Source organism: Rhizorhabdus antheiae (assembly GCF_049889055.1).
Taxonomy (GTDB): domain Bacteria; phylum Pseudomonadota; class Alphaproteobacteria; order Sphingomonadales; family Sphingomonadaceae; genus Rhizorhabdus.
In genome coordinates, this window is the sequence record NZ_JBLTWO010000002.1 from 139,330 (window position 1) to 155,324 (window position 15,995).

General features: G+C 65.9%; 17 protein-coding genes and 2 other RNA genes. 15 read left to right on the plus strand and 4 right to left on the minus strand.

What is annotated here, in order from left to right; translation table 11 throughout:
• Positions 1-12: 12 nt before the first annotated feature.
• The 3 genes from ffs (at position 13) to ACNI3R_RS05045 (ending at position 2,229) form a co-directional block, all read left to right on the plus strand.
• Positions 13-110, plus strand: an RNA gene (gene ffs / locus ACNI3R_RS05035) — signal recognition particle sRNA small type.
• A 56-nt stretch (positions 111-166) separates the two neighbouring features.
• On the plus strand, positions 167-1,894 hold the full coding sequence (locus ACNI3R_RS05040) for a DNA polymerase III subunit gamma/tau (protein WP_426180495.1): 1,728 nt from the start codon (positions 167-169) through the stop codon (positions 1,892-1,894).
• Complete coding sequence (locus tag ACNI3R_RS05045) at positions 1,891-2,229, plus strand: YbaB/EbfC family nucleoid-associated protein (protein ID WP_426180496.1); 339 nt, start codon at positions 1,891-1,893, stop codon at positions 2,227-2,229. The genes ACNI3R_RS05040 and ACNI3R_RS05045 overlap by 4 nt, the downstream gene beginning before the upstream one ends.
• Before the next feature lie 74 nt (positions 2,230-2,303).
• Here the strand turns inward: ACNI3R_RS05045 and mtgA are convergent, their stop codons facing one another.
• Both mtgA and ACNI3R_RS05055 read right to left on the minus strand, forming a co-directional pair.
• The gene (mtgA, locus tag ACNI3R_RS05050; protein ID WP_426180498.1) at positions 2,304-2,999 is read right to left on the minus strand and encodes a monofunctional biosynthetic peptidoglycan transglycosylase; all 696 of its coding nucleotides are present in this window, start codon (positions 2,997-2,999) and stop codon (positions 2,304-2,306) included.
• 13 nt (positions 3,000-3,012) lie between these two features.
• The gene (locus tag ACNI3R_RS05055; RefSeq protein WP_426180499.1) at positions 3,013-4,446 is read right to left on the minus strand and encodes a hypothetical protein; all 1,434 of its coding nucleotides are present in this window, start codon (positions 4,444-4,446) and stop codon (positions 3,013-3,015) included.
• Between the two features lie 129 nt (positions 4,447-4,575).
• Here ACNI3R_RS05055 and ACNI3R_RS05060 point away from each other — a divergent pair, with 129 nt between their 5' ends.
• Positions 4,576-5,370, plus strand: coding sequence for a transporter (locus tag ACNI3R_RS05060; protein ID WP_426180501.1), 795 nt, complete (start codon positions 4,576-4,578; stop codon positions 5,368-5,370).
• 48 nt (positions 5,371-5,418) lie between these two features.
• On the opposite strand, the gene rpoH is transcribed toward ACNI3R_RS05060, so the two are convergent.
• Both rpoH and ACNI3R_RS05070 read right to left on the minus strand, forming a co-directional pair.
• Positions 5,419-6,324, minus strand: coding sequence for an RNA polymerase sigma factor RpoH (gene rpoH, locus ACNI3R_RS05065; RefSeq protein WP_426180502.1), 906 nt, complete (start codon positions 6,322-6,324; stop codon positions 5,419-5,421).
• Positions 6,325-6,423: 99 nt separating this feature from the next.
• Complete coding sequence (locus ACNI3R_RS05070) at positions 6,424-7,380, minus strand: RluA family pseudouridine synthase (protein ID WP_426180504.1); 957 nt, start codon at positions 7,378-7,380, stop codon at positions 6,424-6,426.
• A gap of 17 nt (positions 7,381-7,397) precedes the next feature.
• Here ACNI3R_RS05070 and ACNI3R_RS05075 point away from each other — a divergent pair, with 17 nt between their 5' ends.
• The 11 genes from ACNI3R_RS05075 to rnpB all read left to right on the plus strand — a co-directional run bounded on the left by ACNI3R_RS05075 (position 7,398) and on the right by rnpB (position 15,980).
• Complete coding sequence (locus ACNI3R_RS05075; RefSeq protein ID WP_426181449.1) at positions 7,398-7,787, plus strand: M67 family metallopeptidase; 390 nt, start codon at positions 7,398-7,400, stop codon at positions 7,785-7,787.
• 74 nt (positions 7,788-7,861) lie between these two features.
• On the plus strand, positions 7,862-8,488 hold the full coding sequence (locus tag ACNI3R_RS05080; protein ID WP_426180505.1) for a histidine phosphotransferase family protein: 627 nt from the start codon (positions 7,862-7,864) through the stop codon (positions 8,486-8,488).
• Between the two features lie 208 nt (positions 8,489-8,696).
• Positions 8,697-9,125 (plus strand): ferritin family protein, encoded by a 429-nt coding sequence (locus ACNI3R_RS05085; RefSeq protein ID WP_426180506.1) that lies wholly within the window; start codon positions 8,697-8,699, stop codon positions 9,123-9,125.
• 77 nt (positions 9,126-9,202) lie between these two features.
• A complete protein-coding gene (locus ACNI3R_RS05090) occupies positions 9,203-11,632 on the plus strand; it encodes a chemotaxis protein CheA (protein WP_426180507.1) in 2,430 nt (809 codons plus the stop codon).
• 2 nt (positions 11,633-11,634) lie between these two features.
• Positions 11,635-12,066 (plus strand): chemotaxis protein CheW, encoded by a 432-nt coding sequence (locus ACNI3R_RS05095; protein WP_426180508.1) that lies wholly within the window; start codon positions 11,635-11,637, stop codon positions 12,064-12,066.
• Between the two features lie 74 nt (positions 12,067-12,140).
• Positions 12,141-12,509 carry a response regulator gene (locus ACNI3R_RS05100; protein ID WP_426180509.1) on the plus strand — a complete coding sequence of 123 codons (369 nt, stop codon included), beginning with the start codon at positions 12,141-12,143 and terminating at the stop codon, positions 12,507-12,509.
• Positions 12,510-12,512: 3 nt separating this feature from the next.
• Entirely contained in the window at positions 12,513-13,655 is a 1,143-nt protein-coding gene (gene cheB / locus ACNI3R_RS05105; RefSeq protein ID WP_426180511.1) for a chemotaxis-specific protein-glutamate methyltransferase CheB, read from the plus strand.
• Positions 13,646-14,497, plus strand: coding sequence for a CheR family methyltransferase (locus tag ACNI3R_RS05110; protein WP_426180513.1), 852 nt, complete (start codon positions 13,646-13,648; stop codon positions 14,495-14,497). Before cheB ends, ACNI3R_RS05110 begins: the two co-directional genes overlap by 10 nt.
• A 59-nt stretch (positions 14,498-14,556) precedes the next feature.
• Complete coding sequence (locus tag ACNI3R_RS05115) at positions 14,557-15,246, plus strand: N-acetylmuramoyl-L-alanine amidase (RefSeq protein WP_426180515.1); 690 nt, start codon at positions 14,557-14,559, stop codon at positions 15,244-15,246.
• Positions 15,247-15,313: 67 nt separating this feature from the next.
• Positions 15,314-15,547, plus strand: a complete 234-nt coding sequence (locus ACNI3R_RS05120; protein ID WP_426180516.1) for a hypothetical protein — start codon at positions 15,314-15,316, stop codon at positions 15,545-15,547.
• Between the two features lie 61 nt (positions 15,548-15,608).
• An RNA gene (rnpB, locus tag ACNI3R_RS05125) (RNase P RNA component class A) lies at positions 15,609-15,980 on the plus strand.
• The last annotated feature ends 15 nt before the right edge of the window (positions 15,981-15,995 follow it).

Below are 15,995 nucleotides of genomic sequence, written 5' to 3' on the forward strand. Positions count from 1 at the left end.
CCCCATATGCGCCGCGGGAGTCGGGCGGACGGTGCCGTCGCCAACCCGGTCAGGTCCGGAAGGAAGCAGCCGCAACGATTTCGTATCGGGTCGTTCCGGCTCCCACCTCGTTCACATCGGCAAATATCACGGGGACAATCCGGCCCCGGCTGGCTAAGGTCTCGGCATGTCCGACTCTTCGACGCCATATCGCGTTCTCGCGCGCAAATATCGGCCGCGGAATTTCCGTGAACTCATCGGCCAGGATGCGATGGTCACGACGCTGGCCAATGCGATCCGGCGCGAACGGCTGGCCCATGCCTTCCTGCTGACCGGGGTTCGCGGCGTCGGCAAGACATCGACCGCGCGGCTGATCGCCAAGGCGCTCAACTGCGTCGGCCCGGACGGGCAGGGCGGGCCCACGATCGATCCCTGCGGGGTCTGCGAACCCTGCGTGGCGATCGCGGAGGGCCGCCATATCGACGTGGTCGAAATGGACGCAGCCAGCCACACCGGCATCGACGACGTCCGCGAGATTATCGAAGCAGTGCGCTATGCGTCGGTGTCGGCGCGCTACAAGATGTACATCATCGACGAAGTGCACATGCTGTCCAAGTCGGCCTTCAACGGCCTGCTGAAGACGCTCGAGGAGCCGCCGGCACACGTCAAATTCCTGTTCGCCACGACCGAGGTGAACAAGGTCCCGATCACCGTATTGTCGCGCTGCCAGCGCTTCGACCTGCGCCGCATTCCGGCCGACAAGCTCGCGGCCCATTTCGCCCATGTCGTTTCGGCAGAGGGCGTGGAGGCGGAACCCGAGGCGCTGGCGCTGATCGCGCGCGCGGCCGAAGGGTCGGCGCGCGACGGTCTCTCGATCCTCGATCAGGCGATCGCCCATGGCTCGGGCCAGGTCGAGGCGGCGCAGGTGCGCGACATGCTGGGCCTCAGCGACCGCGGCGCCGTCCGCCGCCTGTTCGGCGCGTTGCTGTCGGGCGATGCCGGAGCGGTGCTGGAGGCAGTGCGGGCGCAATATGATCTGGGCGTCGAGCCGGTAGCGCTGCTGCACGGACTGCTCGAGACGTGCCACGGCGTGACCCGGGCCAAGGTTGCCGGCACCGACGATCCGGCGCTGTCGGTCGAGGAGCGCGAGGCGCTGGCGCAATGGGGATCGCGGCTCGGCTTCGCGACGCTTCACCGGCTCTGGCAGCTGCTGCTGAAGGGCCACGCCGAGGTCCAGACCGCCGCCATGCCGATCGAGGCCGCCGAAATGGCGTTGCTGCGGGTCGTCCATGCCAGCCAGTTGCCCGATCCGGGCGAACTCGCCCGCAAGCTGGCGAGCGGTGAAGGCGGCCTGGTGGTATCTGCGGCTCCGGCACCGGCGCCCTCTGCCCCTGTTGCGGCGCTCGCACCGGTTCAGGCCGCAGAGCAGGCTCCTCCTCCGGCCGTTCATTCTGCGCCGCCTGTTGCGCCCCCGGTCGAGGCGACCCCAGCACCCGTCGCGGTCGAGCCTGTTCCAGCACACCCGGCCGCTCTGCCGGATCTGCCAGCATCGGCCGAGGCGCTGCATGCGTTGCTGCTGCATGAAAATGCGCTGCTGGCGCAGCTTTTCCATGACTATGCCTCGATCGTGCGGCTTGAGCGCGAGGAACTGGTGATCGCGCGTCACCCGCGCCTTCCTGCCAGCTTTGCGGGCGATCTGGGCAAGCTGCTGGGCAAGGTGACCGGGGTGACCTGGTCCATCGCCATGGCGTCGGAGGCGGGTGAACCGTCGCTGCTCGCCCAGGCTAAGGCACAGGAGGAGGCTGTCCGCACCGCCGTCCTCGATTCGCCCCTCGTCAGAGCTGCCTTCGCCGCCTTTCCCGAAGCGGAGCTGATCGATTACAGCGCCCCCGAACCACGGAGTCTCGCATCATGAAAAGCCTCGAAGAAATGATCGCCGCCGCGCAGAATGCGGCGCAGACGATCCAGACCCAGATGGAGCAGGCCCAGACCGTGCTCGACACGATCGAGGTCGAAGGTGCCTCGGGCGGCGGCCTGGTCAAGATCCGCGCAAGCGCGAAGGGCCGCATCATCGGCGTTGCGATCGATGATTCGCTGATGGTGCCGGCGGACAAGCAGATGCTCGAGGACCTGATCGTCGCCGCGATCAACGACTGTCGGACCAAGGCGGATGCCGCGTCCAACGCCGAGATGGCGAAGCTGACCCAGGGGCTGCCGATCCCGCCGGGCTTCAAGATGCCCTTCGGCTGAGGCCGGCCGTCGCTGCAGCGGCGGATCGCTTTGATGAGACGGCGCGACGCGGGATGACCGCTTCGCGCCGTTTCTCATTTCAGGCAGGCGTCGAGCCCGAAGCGCTGAACCTGGCCCATGCGGCGCGCGATGCGGTCGCCATAGCGGCGGGTGTAACCGGTGGGCGCAATGGCGGCCCGCTTCTTGGGCAGTGGCAAGACGGCGGCGATGCGGGCGGCTTCGGCCCGGCTGAGCCGTGAGGCATCGTGGCGGAAATAGCGCATCGATCCGGCATTGGCGCCATAGGTGCCGATCCCGGTCTCGGCGAGGTTGAGATAGACCTCCATTATCCGCTTCTTCGACCAGAGCAGTTCGATCAGCAGCGTGAACCAGGCCTCCAGCGCCTTCCGCACATAGCCGCCATTCTGCCACAGAAAGGCGTTCTTGGCGGTCTGCTGGCTGATCGTCGACCCACCGCGAATCTTGCGCCGGCCTTCGATATTATTCTCCAGTGCGTTGTACATCGCCTTGAAATCGAAGCCGAAATGGCGACAGAAATTGCCGTCCTCTGCAGCGATCGCGGCAACCGGCATGTTCGACGACATGTCGTCGAGCGACATCCAGTCCTTGGTGATGCCGCGCCCGTCGACCGCGTTGACCAGCATCGTCGCGGTAACCGGCGGCGGGACGAAGCGGTAGAGCGCGACCCACAGGACCGAGCCGATCACGAAATAGATTGTGCCCCGACCGAGAATGCGGAGCGCTGTACGGGCGCGGGAAGACTTTGCCATGATGGCCCGGATATCACCGGTCGGCGCGCAGGATAAGCCCGCTATCCGTCCGGATCAGCGACAGGCGCGCGGCCTCCAGCCCCTGCAGGCCGCTTTGCCGGATGATCCTGTCCGGCTTCGGCCGGACGAAGGGAGGAACCTGCTCGATCCACAGCAGCACGGGGCATTGATGGGGGCGGGTCATGACCGGCTGGCCTTCGCGCAACAGCGTGACGGGGAAGCCGTGCAGCTTCGCCAGCCGTTGATAGCCGAGCGCGAAGACCGGCTCCTCCCGGCGCGCGGCGCGCGACGTGCTGCCATCGTCGATCCGCCAACCCGAGGCTGCATAGACCTGGGTCTGCGGGCATTGCTCGACGATGCGAGCGATCTTCTTCGCGCCATTCTGCCAGGCGCCGCCAAGACCGCCCACTGCCATCGAAACAAGTGCCGACAGTGCCGCCACCGCGCACAGGGCTGTCCTCCAGAGCCGGCTGTCGAGGAGCTTCGTGCCTGCCGTCGCCATCAGTGCGGCGACGAGGACTGCCAGGTCGGCGCTGTTCGAGCTGGTCACCAGCCGGCGCTGGGCATCGATCTGCAAGATCGCCACCAGCGCCGCGATAAGCGAAATGCCGAGCAGGGCGGCGAAGCCGCTGTCGTGCTGCGTCCATTTCTCACGACCGACATAGGCGCCGGCAACCGCTATGGGGTTATGCGCTATCGTGCCGATCAGCAGTCCCGTCATTACCGCGAAAGCCGAGGTAGCTTCCAGGTCGATCCAGTTCTGGTACAGGTCGAAATGGCGGCTCCAGGACGGGGCCTGCCAGGAAATGGCGGCAACCACCGCGGCGACCGAGAGGGCGAGCGCCAGGATCAGCGACCGGGCCCAGCGCCGCAGACCGCGCGCCATCGCGGCGAGGATCGTCGCCATGGCGAGAACGCCGCCGAACAGCGCGCCGCCGTAGTCGAGCGTAATCGCAGCGATGGTCGCCAGCAGCCCGAACAGCGCGATCCGTCCGTCCTTGCGGCTGCGATAGTCCTCCTGCACATAAAGGATGTGGCGGGCGAGCATGATCTGGATCGCGAATGCCGACAGCTGCCAGAAGTCGCCACGATAGAGGCCGATGGCGTGTATCGTCGCCGGAGCCGACAGCATCAGCAGCAGGAACACCGCGTGAAACTGCCGTTCCTCGGGCAGACGGCGCATGAAGCTGCGTCCGGCGAGAAGCAGGAACAACAGCACCGGGGCGTGCGAGACGAGCCTTGCGACGGCAACCATGTCGAGCCCCAGCCGCGACAGGAGCGATGCCCAGCCATCAAACACCGGCGGACGGATGTCGAGCGACCAGCGAAGATGGGCTAGCGTCTCGATGGGCTTGTCGACATCGGCAAGATAGAGAGTCCAGAGGTCGTCGAAAGAGGTGCCGTCGACGAGCGCAGAGGCCAGCAGACAGCCGACGATGATCGCCATCGACAGCCCCAAAGCCCGATCACCGCGCCTCGCCCGCCGCGGCGTGTTTTCTTCCCCCGTCATGAACGCGCCAGTAACATGTGCCATGGCATATGTCAGTGGGACAGGTCACAGCGACAAGGAAAGTTCATGGTTCGCCGGGTCATCATTGCGAGCCTGTCGATGGCGCTGGCCGGGGCCGGATCGACGGTCTGGGCCGAACCGAGAGACTATTGTCCTGACCGCCCCGGCATCGGCAACCCGACCTGCACGATGGATGTCGGAGCGACCTCGGTCGAGGTCGGGCTGGCGGACTGGGCGCGCGACAGCCCAAGCGGGGGCGGACGCACCACCGACCTGCTGCTTGGCGACCTGCTCATACGCAGGGGGATCGCCGATCATGCCGAGGTGCAGATCGGCTGGACGAGCTTCGGCCGGCATGTCGGGCGCGGCGCCACGTCGCAGAACGGAGTCGGAGATGTCGTCCTTGCTCTTCGGCGTAACCTCAAGAATCCCGATGGCAGCGGCACGTCGCTGGCGGTGATGGTCAAGGGCACGCTTCCGACCGGCGGCGCCGCTGCTGGTGCGGGGGACTGGTCGGCGGGGTTGGAAGTGCCGTTGTCGTTCGAACTGAACGACCATCTCTCCTTCGCGCTGATGCCGTCGGTCGAGGCAGCGGTCGACGAAGATCGGTCGGGACGGCATCTGGCCTATGCCAATGTCATCGGGCTGACCGATAAATTGTCGGATCGGATCAGCGCGACGATCGAATATCAACTGGAGCGCGATCTCGATCCGTCGGGCCACCAGACCTTTCACATGGCGGGCCTGTCGATGGGGCTGCAGCCGGCTGATGATCTGCAGTTCGACATCGGCGTGAACGCCGGTCTCAACCACGCGGCCACCGATGTCGAACTCTATGCAGGGATATCGCGCCGCTTTTGAACGGCCCGACCTTAGATGGGGCGGGGCGGGGGGCGAGCCCCGCCGAAATCAACTCGCCGGCAGCAGGCGCTTTTCACCGGCGATCCGCATCATCGCTTTCTGCAGCTTGTCGAAAGCACGCACCTCGATCTGACGCACGCGCTCACGGCTGACGCCATAGACCTGGCTGAGCTCCTCGAGCGTCTTGGGCTCGTCGACCAGCCGGCGCTCCACCAGGATATGCTTCTCGCGGTCGTTGAGTGCCGCCATGGCTTCCTGCAGCATATTATGCCGCACGGCCTTCTCCTCGACTTCGGCCAGGCGCTCGTCCTGCAATTGCCCCTGGTCGACCAGCATGTCCTGCCATTCGCCTTCGCCGTCCTCGCGCATCGAGACGTTGAGCGAGGCATCGCCGCCCATCGACATGCGACGGTTCATCTGGGTGACCTCCTCCTCGGAGACCCCCAGATCGGTTGCGATCTTGGCGAGATCCTCGGGCTTGAGATCGCCGTCCTCGAACGCGTCGAGCTTCGACTTCATCCGCCGCAAGTTGAAGAACAACTTCTTCTGCGCGGCAGTGGTGCCCATCTTCACCAGGCTCCACGAGCGCAGGATATATTCCTGGATAGAGGCCTTGATCCACCACATCGCATAAGTGGCAAGGCGGAAGCCCCGATCGGGCTCGAACTTCTTCACGCCCTGCATCAGGCCGATATTGCCTTCGGAGATGAGTTCGCTCGCCGGCAGGCCGTAGCCACGATAGCCCATCGCGATCTTGGCGACGAGCCGCAGGTGCGACGTCACCAGCCGGGTCGCGGCTTCAGGGTCGCCATGCTCGTGAAAGCGTTTGGCGAGCATATATTCTTCCTCTGCCGTGAGCAGGGGAAATTTCCTGATCTCGGCCAGATAGCGATTGAGGCTCTGCTCACCGCCCAGTGCGGGAATCGTGGCGGGCACGTTCTTACCGCTTGCCATGATCGACTTACTCCCTTCGCGGGCCCGGAGATGCGGCCCGTTTGACCTTGGTGTCGATACGGAGAATCACTCCGTACCGTTCTGTAACATCCATAGCATCTATAAACGCAAATCGCTGAACAAAAGCTGCATGTCGGCCGGAATTTCACTATCGAACGATAAAGCCGCGCTTGTGATCGGGTGAACGAAGCCCAGCCGGGCCGCGTGCAGCGCCTGTCGCTTGAATTGCAAACGGTTGAGCAACTCGCGATGTTCCGGCCGACTGCGGCCATAAACGGGGTCGCCGAGCAGCGGATGACCGAGCGAAGCCATGTGGACGCGGACCTGGTGGGTGCGCCCCGTTTCCAGCCTGCATTCGACCAATGCGGCTGCGCGCAGCGGTTCGATCGTCGAGAAATGGGTGACCGCGCGCTTGCCGTGGCCTTCGCCGACGATGGCGATCTTCTTGCGATTGGCGGCCGAGCGGGCGAGGGGGGCGTCGACCGTACCCTCTGCGGGCCGGGGCCGCCCTGCGACGATCGCCTTGTAACGCCGGTCGATGCTGTGCCGGGCGAACTGCGCGGCGAGGCCGACATGCGCCGGATCGGTCTTGGCCGCTATCATCAGCCCCGACGTGTCTTTGTCGATCCGGTGAACGATGCCGGGGCGCTCGACCCCGCCGATCCCGGACAGGCTGCCCCGGCAGTGGTGTAGCAGCGCATTGACCAGCGTCCCGTCGAGATTGCCCGCTGCCGGATGGACCACCAGCCCTGCGGGTTTGTCGATCACGATCAGATGTTCGTCTTCGAACACCACGGTCAGCGGAATGTCCTGCGCTTCGTTGTGCGCGGGAGTGGGATCCGGCACGCGCACCTCGAATGTCGCGCCCGGGGCTACCTTGGCCGCCGGATCGCGGACGAGCGATCCGTCGGGCGTCGAAACCTGGCCCGAGGATATCAGCGCCTTCAGGCGTTCGCGCGAATGGGTGGGTAGGGCGGCCGCCAGCGCGCGATCGAGCCGCCAGCCGGCCGCATCGTCGGGCACCATGGCCGTCAGCGTCGATTTCCCCCCAGTCATCGGCTAGGCATGTGGCGATGCCGGTGCGGATATCAAGAGTGTTGCTGGACGCGATCGTCAGCCGGGCGGCGGCGAGCCCTGCCCTCGAGGTGTGCGGGTTGTTGCTGGGCCAGGGCGAGACCGTCGAGCGGGTCGATCATTGCGGCAACGTCGCCTTCGACCCGCATATCGGTTTCGAGGTCGATCCCGCCGCGCTGATCGCTGCGCATCGCGCCGCGCGAACCGGCGGGCCATGCCTGCTCGGCCATTATCACTCCCACCCCAACGGGATAGCTGCGCCGTCAGACCGCGATCGCGCGGCGGCTGAACCGGGACGTCTCTGGATCATCGTCGCGGGCCGCGAAGTGACTGCGTGGCGGGCCGCGTCGAACGGAGACTTTGTGCCGGTCGAACTCGTCGTGGAATGAACTTCCGCGATTGCCTTGCCCGCGCGCGCAAGGCAGAAGACGCGGCCTATCAGCCTTTCTCGAGGAACGCTTCTATGGTCAACCGGTCGGCCGATTTCGCCAGCCTGCTCTGCTCGCGGTTGTGCCACGATCTGCTGTCGCCGGTTGGCGCGCTTAACAATGGTCTCGAACTGCTGGCGGACGAGACCGATCCCGAGATGCGCGAACGCTGTATGGAACTGCTCGCCGAGAGCGCGGCAGCCACCGCCAATCGCCTGAAATTCTACCGTCTTGCCTTTGGTGCCGCCGGAGGTTTCGGTGAAGCGATCGACACCCGGGAAGCGCGCATCGCGATCGAGGGCCTTCACGGCAATGGCAAGGTCAAGCTTGGCTGGATGGTCGAAGTACCGAGCCTGCCAAAGGATTCGACCAAGATCCTTCTCAATCTGGCGCTGCTCGCCGGCGATGCGCTGGTTCGGGGTGGGCAACTTGACATCGCGGCGGAACATGGCGAGGTCGTGATCCGCGCCGAAGGGCCGCGCGTGGTGCTCGACGCGGAATTGCGCAATGCGGTCCTCGGTGAGGCTGACCCCGATCTTTTGTCTGCGCGCGCCGCCGCCGCCTGGCTCGTCCATATCCTCGTCGCCGAGGCCGGCGGCGAGGTTCAGTTGTCCACGCCATCGGAAGGACTGCTGATGATCGGGGCGCGCCTGCCCGCCTGATCGCGGCCGTTCCAACGCATCTGCGGCTCTCCCTAAGGTAAATCCCCCATATTGTTGGGCCTCCGAAATGCGCCAATAGGCGCAGCATGATCGAGAGATCCCTTGGTCCTTGTCAGGCCATGACGCTCCGAAGGGGAGCGCCGGGAACTCCCATGGAATGCGCGGGGAAAAAAGTGTGGCGAATGGACTGCTGAGATCACTCAATCGATTGCGTATCGCGCTTGACGATACGGTCCGCGAACTCGACCTGGCCGCGTGCCAGTCCCATTCCTTTGCCAGCTATGCCGAATTCGGTCGCGACGTCGACATGCGCCGCACGATCATCCAGCGTCTCGACGAGATCGTCGCTCGACTCGGAGGCCGGGCCTGCGACCGTGGCAGCGTGCGCGGCGTGATGCGCCGTATCTCGCTCCAGCTGGCCAGCCGCATGCTCGATAATGAGCAACTGGTCATCCGGCATCTGGCGCGCGAGGAGCGCCGCCTTATCGAGAGCATCCGGCTCCTCGCCGAGGCCGAACATGTGCCGGAGGACATTCGCCGCGAGCTTCACTCGATCCTGCGCTACCTCCACGAAGAACTGTGCCGGCTTGAAATGATGCGGAGCGCGCCCGGGAGTGCTGCTTTCATCGTCCGTTGAACGATCAGATACCGTAAACCTCGCCTTAACCCTATTACTGCATGACCCCGAACGATTATCTGTTCGGGAAGGGTGGCATGGACGATCTGCTCGGCGAATTCGTCGCGGAAACCCGCGATACGCTGCAGGCATTGTCGGGCGAGATCGTCGCCTGGGAAAAGGCGCCGGACGACCGTGCGCGGCTCGATGAGATTTTCCGCTTCGTTCACACCGTCAAGGGCAGCTGCGGCTTTCTGAATCTCCCTCGGCTCGAACGGCTTAGCCATGCGGCGGAAGACGTTCTGGCCGACTGCCGCGCGGAACGGCGCCGACCGGATCCGGCACTGGTCAGCGCGGTGCTGGCCGTCATCGACCGGATCGTCGAACTCACCGACGCGCTCGAAAGCGGCGTCGAGATTTCAAACGCCGACGACGAGGCGCTGATCGCGGCGCTCAACCCGGTGACCGGTGACGCTTTTGGCAAGGACGAGATCGAGATCGAACCGGTCGAGCAGATCGAAATTGTCGATGCGGTCGCGCCGACTCCCTCTCCGGCGCTGGAGCCGGATCGCCCCTATCGCGGTTCTGCGCCACCCCAATTGCGCAGCGTGGCGCGCACCATCCGCCTGCCGGTCGATCTGCTCGACCGGATGATGGCGGGCGTTTCCGACATGGTGCTTGCGCGCAACGAGCTCGCCCGTCGGCTGCGCGATAGCCAGGCTGAATCCGCCACCGAAGTCGCTTTCGAGCGGCTGTCGCTCTGCATCGCGGAGATGCGCGACGCGATCACGCGTACCCGCATGGCGCGGGTGGAGACGCTGTTTTCTGCGCTGCCGCGCATGGTGCGCGACGTGTCGGCGGAACTCGGCAAGCAGGTGCAACTGGAGATAGACGGCGGCGATGTCGAACTCGATCGCGAGATGATCGAGGTGATCCGCGATCCGCTGACCCATATCGTCCGCAACGCGATCGACCATGGGATCGAGCCCTCGGAGCTGCGCGTCTCGGCGGGCAAGCCCTTGGCCGGGCGGCTGCACGTCAGCGCCCGCCAGTCGGGCAACCAGATATTGATCGAGGTGATCGACGACGGCCGCGGCATCGACGGCGATCGGCTGGCCGAGAAAGCCGTGAGCCTTGGCCTGTTGCCGGCGGAGAAGGCTGCGGCGCTGAGCTGGGAGCGCAAGCTCGACCTGATCTTCGAGCCGGGCCTGACGACCGCCCATGCGGTCACGGCCATTTCCGGGCGTGGTGTCGGGATGGATGTGGTCCGGGCCAATGTCGAGAAGATCGGCGGGCTGGTCGAGGTCGACAGCCGGCCGGGTCTTGGCGTCCGGTTAACGTTGCGCGTGCCGTTGACGCTGACCATCATTCCGGCGCTGACCATCAGCAGCGGCGGGCAGCATTTCGCCATTCCCCGCTCCGCGATCGACGAGATCGTGCGCATCGGCGGCCAGGCCGTCCGCATGGGCAAGCTCGGCGGGGCGGACATCGTCCATATTCGCGGCCAGCGCCTGCCCGTCGTCTCGCTCGGCACGGTACTCGGCCTGTCGCCGCGCGGAGAACCCGCCAATCTGGTCGTGCTCAAACTGTCCGGCGGCGCGCGCTATGCGTTGGCGGTCGAGGCAGTCCACGACCATGAGGAGCTTGTGGTCAAGCCGGCCGCGCCCGTCGTCATGGCGTGCGGGGTCTATGGTGGTACGACCCTGCCAGACAATAGCCGGCCGATGCTGCTGCTCGACGTCGCCGGCATTGCGGAACGGGCCGGCGTGCTTCAGGACGGCGCCGCCGTCACCGAACTTGCGACCGAGGAGCCCGAAGAGGACGCGCAGGACAGCGGTATGGTGCCGGTGCTGCTCTTCCGCGACCTCGACGGAGTGCAGCGTGGCATTCCGCTGGCTTTGGTCGAGCGGATCGAGGACTGCTTCACCTCATCGGTCAGCAACAGCGCGGGACGGATGCGGCTCAACATGGACGGGCGACTGATTCCCACGCTGTCCTGTGGCGCGCCGATCGTCGAAGCGAAATTCCGCGTTCTGCGGATGCGCGACGGTGCCGAGGAACTGGCTTATGCAATCGACACGGTGATCGACATCGTGCCGGTGGCGATCGACCTTCAGCCCAGCGCTGTTCCGGGGCCGGTTGCCGGGGTCATGCTGATCGAAGACCAACCGGTCGAGTTCATCGATGCCTTCTGGCTCTTCTCGCAGGGTCTGGGTGCGGAGCCGATGCCCGAAGAGCGGCCGGTCTGCCTGCTGTCCGACGATGATCCATGGACGCGGCAGGTGTTGGCGCCGCTCGTCGAGGGGGCCGGCTACACTGTCGTGTTCGACCGCGCCGCCGCGCATGGCAAGGCCGATCTGATCATCCTGCCCGATGGCGCGCCGGCACCGGTTACCAGCGATGCGCCCGTGCTCAAGCTGCGGCCGATGGCCGATGATCGCGGCGCCTCGCCCGACAGTCTTTGGCGCTATGATCGGGTAGGGCTGGCGGCGCAGCTGCGTCGGCACTGGAATCGACGGAGCGCCTGATCATGGACAATCTCTATTTGAGCATCGTGATCGGCGGTCAGCGCGCGCTGCTCCCGGCGGCCTGCGTCGAATCGGTCGTCGAGGTCGACGAGATCACCGCCGTTCCCTGCGCCCCCCCGCATGTCCGGGGACTGTTCGCGCTGCGGAGCCGGGTGCTGACGGTCATCGATCCATTGCCTGCGCTCGGCGAGGAGCGGGCATCGGACCATGGCGACCAGGCTGTGATCGTTCATGTCGATGGCCATCTTTATGCAATGCTGGTCGATGATGTCGACGATGTGGTGGTCATCGACGGGGCACCGGCCGCGCCACGCGCGCTGCTGACCCCCGGCTGGTCGTCGCACATCCGTGGCGCGCTGGAGCTGGATGGCGAACCGCTGCTGCTGATCGACGTCGATCGGGTCGTCGGCGGCCCGCTCGATCTGGCCGCCTGATCCGGCGTTAACGAGACGCTTACCCCGATCATCCTAAGCTGCGGTGCAAGACTGCCCATTATGGAAGACGGTACATGAAGACCTGCCTCGTGGTTGACGACTCCAAGGTGATACGGAAGGTCGCCCGTCACATTCTGGAAGCGCTGCATTTCACCGTCGAGGAAGCGGGAGACGGCCGGGAGGCGCTCGACCGTTGCAGCGCTGGCACTTTGCCCGACGTGATCCTGCTCGACTGGAACATGCCGGTGATGAGCGGGATGGAATTCCTCCGCTCGCTCGGCGCGGCCGACCTGCCGTCGCGGCCGAAAGTGGTGTTCTGTACGACCGAGAACGACCTCGCCCATATCAAGGCGGCGATCGAGGCGGGCGCGGACGAATATATGATGAAGCCGTTCGATCGCGAGACTCTCGAAAGCAAGCTGCAGCTGGTGGGCGTCGCCTGATCCATGGTCCGCGCTGGGCTGACCGGTAGCGTTCGTTCGGGGCCTCCGGAGCCGGGGGCGTCGCCCTCGCGCCCGATCCGGGTACTCCTCGTCGACGATTCGCTGGTGGCGCGTACGGTGCTCGCGCGGTTGCTCGAAGGTTACCCGGAGTTCGAGATAGCGGGCGCATCGCCGACTGCCGATCATGCGATCAAGTTCCTGGGGGGGCAGGATATCGACATCGTCGTGCTCGACGTCGAAATGCCCGGCAAGGACGGACTCACTGCGCTTCCCGAAATATTGGCAGCGAGCGACGGCGCGCGCGTCCTCATCGTGTCGTCGGCCGCCGAAGCCGGCGCCTCTGCGACGGTCCGTGCGCTGACGCTGGGTGCTGCCGACACGCTGCTGAAGCCCACGGCGGGCAATTTCGCCGGCGAATTCGCGCAGAAGTTCGTTGATGCCCTGACCCGGATCGGTCACGCCGCTGCGCGGCCGGGCCGGGGAGAGGGGCGTGTGCGCGAAAATGCGCAGCGGCCCGTGGCGTCGGCGCCGATCTTGCCGTTGCGTCAGGTGCGGACCGGTCATGTCTCCTGTCTGGCCATCGGCGCCTCGACCGGCGGGCTGCACGCGCTATCCGCCTTCCTGCGCGGCCTTGCCCCCGATTTTCGTGCACCGATCCTGGTCACCCAGCATCTGCCGCCGCCCTTCATGCCCTATTTCGCCGCACAGCTGCGCGACATCGCCGGCCGACCGACCTCGGTCGCCACCGATGGCGCTCCCCTCGTTGCGGGCGAAATATTGGTGGCACCGGGCGAGGGGCACATCCGGCTGGCCCGCAAGGCCTCCCGCATCGTCATCCAGATCGACACGGCGCCCGCACCGAGCCGTTGCATGCCCTCGGTCGATCCGATGTTCGAGGCGGTTGCCCAGATGTTCGGCGACGATGGCGTCGGCGTGGTCCTGACCGGCATGGGCCGCGATGGCACGATCGGCGCAGAGGCGATCGTCCGCGCGGGCGGAGAGATATTGGCTCAGGATTCCGGCAGTTCGGTCGTCTGGGGCATGCCCGGCTCGGTGGCGCAGGCTGGGCTTGCCTCGCTTGTCCTGCCGCCCGAGGAACTGGCCCGCCATGTCTGCGCCCGTGAAGCGGGTGCGGCATGGAAGTAAGCCTGCGCGCCGCGCAGGTCATCGCGGGCCGGTTCGAACAGGCGACGGGACAAAGCCTCGCGCCCGAGCGCTTCTGGCGGATCGGCACCACGCTGTCGCCCTTCTGCCGCGACCGGGGGCTGTGCAGCATCGATCAGCTCGCCTGTCTCATCGATCGCGGTTCCGACCCGGAGCTGTCGCTCGACATGATCGATGCGCTGCTCAACAACGAGACCAGTTTCTTTCGCGATACCGGGGCGTTCGGACAGATCGCCGACAGCCTGCTGCCGCGTCTGAGAATTGCGCGTGCGGCCGAGCGGCGGATCCGGATCTGGTCGGCGGCCTGCTCGACAGGTCAGGAGGCCTATTCGCTGGCGATGCTGGTCGCCGAGCAGGCCGACGCCTGGGCCGGCTGGCGGATCGAGATATTCGGCAGCGACATTTCGCGCGCGGCGATCCAGCAGGCCCGCAGCGGGCTCTATTCGCAGTTCGAGGTCCAGCGCGGCCTGCCGATCCGGAAGCTGGTTTCCTGGTTCGATCCCGTCCTCGATCAGGGCTGGCGGGTGAAGGCCGAGCTTGCCTCGATGGTGACCTTCGGGCGGCACAATCTGCTGGGGCCGCCCCCTGCCGGGGGCCGGTTCGACATCATCCTCTGCCGCAACGCGCTGCTCTATTTCTCGCCCGAAAGGCGGCGCCAACTGCTCGACGGGCTGTCGCTGGCGATCGCGCCTGACGGCGCATTGCTGCTGGGGGCGGGGGAGACGGCGCTCGGCTGTTCGAGCCGCTTCGTCCACGATCCCGACATGCAGATGGTCTACCGCCCCGCGGCGTTCAGCGGTCAGCCAAGGGCGGATGCCGCCTGACGGTCGCGGCGCTCTGGACGGGCATTGCTGCCGGGCCCGGCTGCGCTTAATCCGGTGCCATGAACGCGATCATCGACTGCCCCTCGCCGAACCATGACGAGCGCACGCTGCCCGTCGCGATGCTGGTGCTGCACTATACCGGCATGCAGGACGCGGCCTCGGCCATCGCGCGGCTGACCGATGCCGAGGCCAAGGTGTCGAGCCATTATCTGGTCGCCGAGGATGGACAGGTTATGCGCCTCGTCGCTGAGGACCGTCGCGCCTGGCATGCAGGCAAGGCGCTGTGGCGCGGGATCAGCGATGTCAATTCGGCGAGCATCGGCATCGAGATCGTCAATCCCGGCCATGAATTCGGCTATCGTCCCTTTCCTGCCAGCCAGATGGACGCGCTGGTCCCGCTCGTGGCCGATATCGTCGCGCGATATGGGATCGACCCGGCCAATGTTGTCGGCCATTCGGACGTCGCGCCGGCCCGAAAGCAGGATCCCGGCGAGTTGTTCGACTGGGAGACGCTGGCGCGGCTGGGCCTTGCCTTGCCGCGCCCCCGCAAGAGCCTCGCCGACCCGCACTGGACGCCAGGTGGCTTCCTGCTCGCGCTCGAACGCTTCGGCTATGACGTCAGCGACGGCCCCGCCGCCGTCACCGCCTTCCAGCGCCGCTTCCGCCCCGAGACGATTGACGGCATCGCCGACGGCGAGTGCCGCGCGATCCTGCTACGATTGCTGCTTGACCGGGAGCCGGTGTTGTAGCCGTGAGGGATTGGGGCAGAGAGCGCCCGGGATATGAGTTTGTCGTCAGGCATTCGGGGGAAGCATCTTGAGCATCACCAGCGATCAGCGACGCAAGCTCGGGGCGGGAGCGGCCGTCATGCTGGTCGTGCTGATACCACTATGGGCCGAGTTCCAGGAGCCGGGGCAGACGCTCTGGAACGTCGCGCTGGCCGTGATTCTGGCGGCCCTGGTCATTGCGACGATCATTCTGCAGCTATATCTGCTGCGAAATATCGATCGGGTGGGAGAAGCCCGGTTCGACACGCGCAACAACCCGTGATCATATGCCGGCAGGCAACGGCTTGAGCCCGCACCGGCAACCCGCTATCGGACGCCGCGTGCCAGAGGATCGGGCGATCGCCGCGCCGCAAGGCGGGGAGGAAAGTCCGGGCTCCAAGGAGTGACGGTGCCGGGTAACGCCCGGCGGGGGCGACCCCAGGGACAGTGCCACAGAAAGCAAACCACCCGACGGACCCGCGAGGGTTTCGGGCAAGGTCGAAAGGGTGCGGTAAGAGCGCACCGCGGGCCCGGTAACGGGAACGGCATGGTAAACCCCACCGGGAGCAAGATCGAATAGGGACGGCACATGGGCTACTCCGCCCGGTCGTCCGGGTTGATTGCTGGAGGCCGCGTGCAAGCGCGGTCCTAGAGGAATGATCGCCCATCCGGCCTCGGCCGGTGGACAGAACCCGGCTTACAGATCCTCTGGCACCTCACTCCCTTGCGCG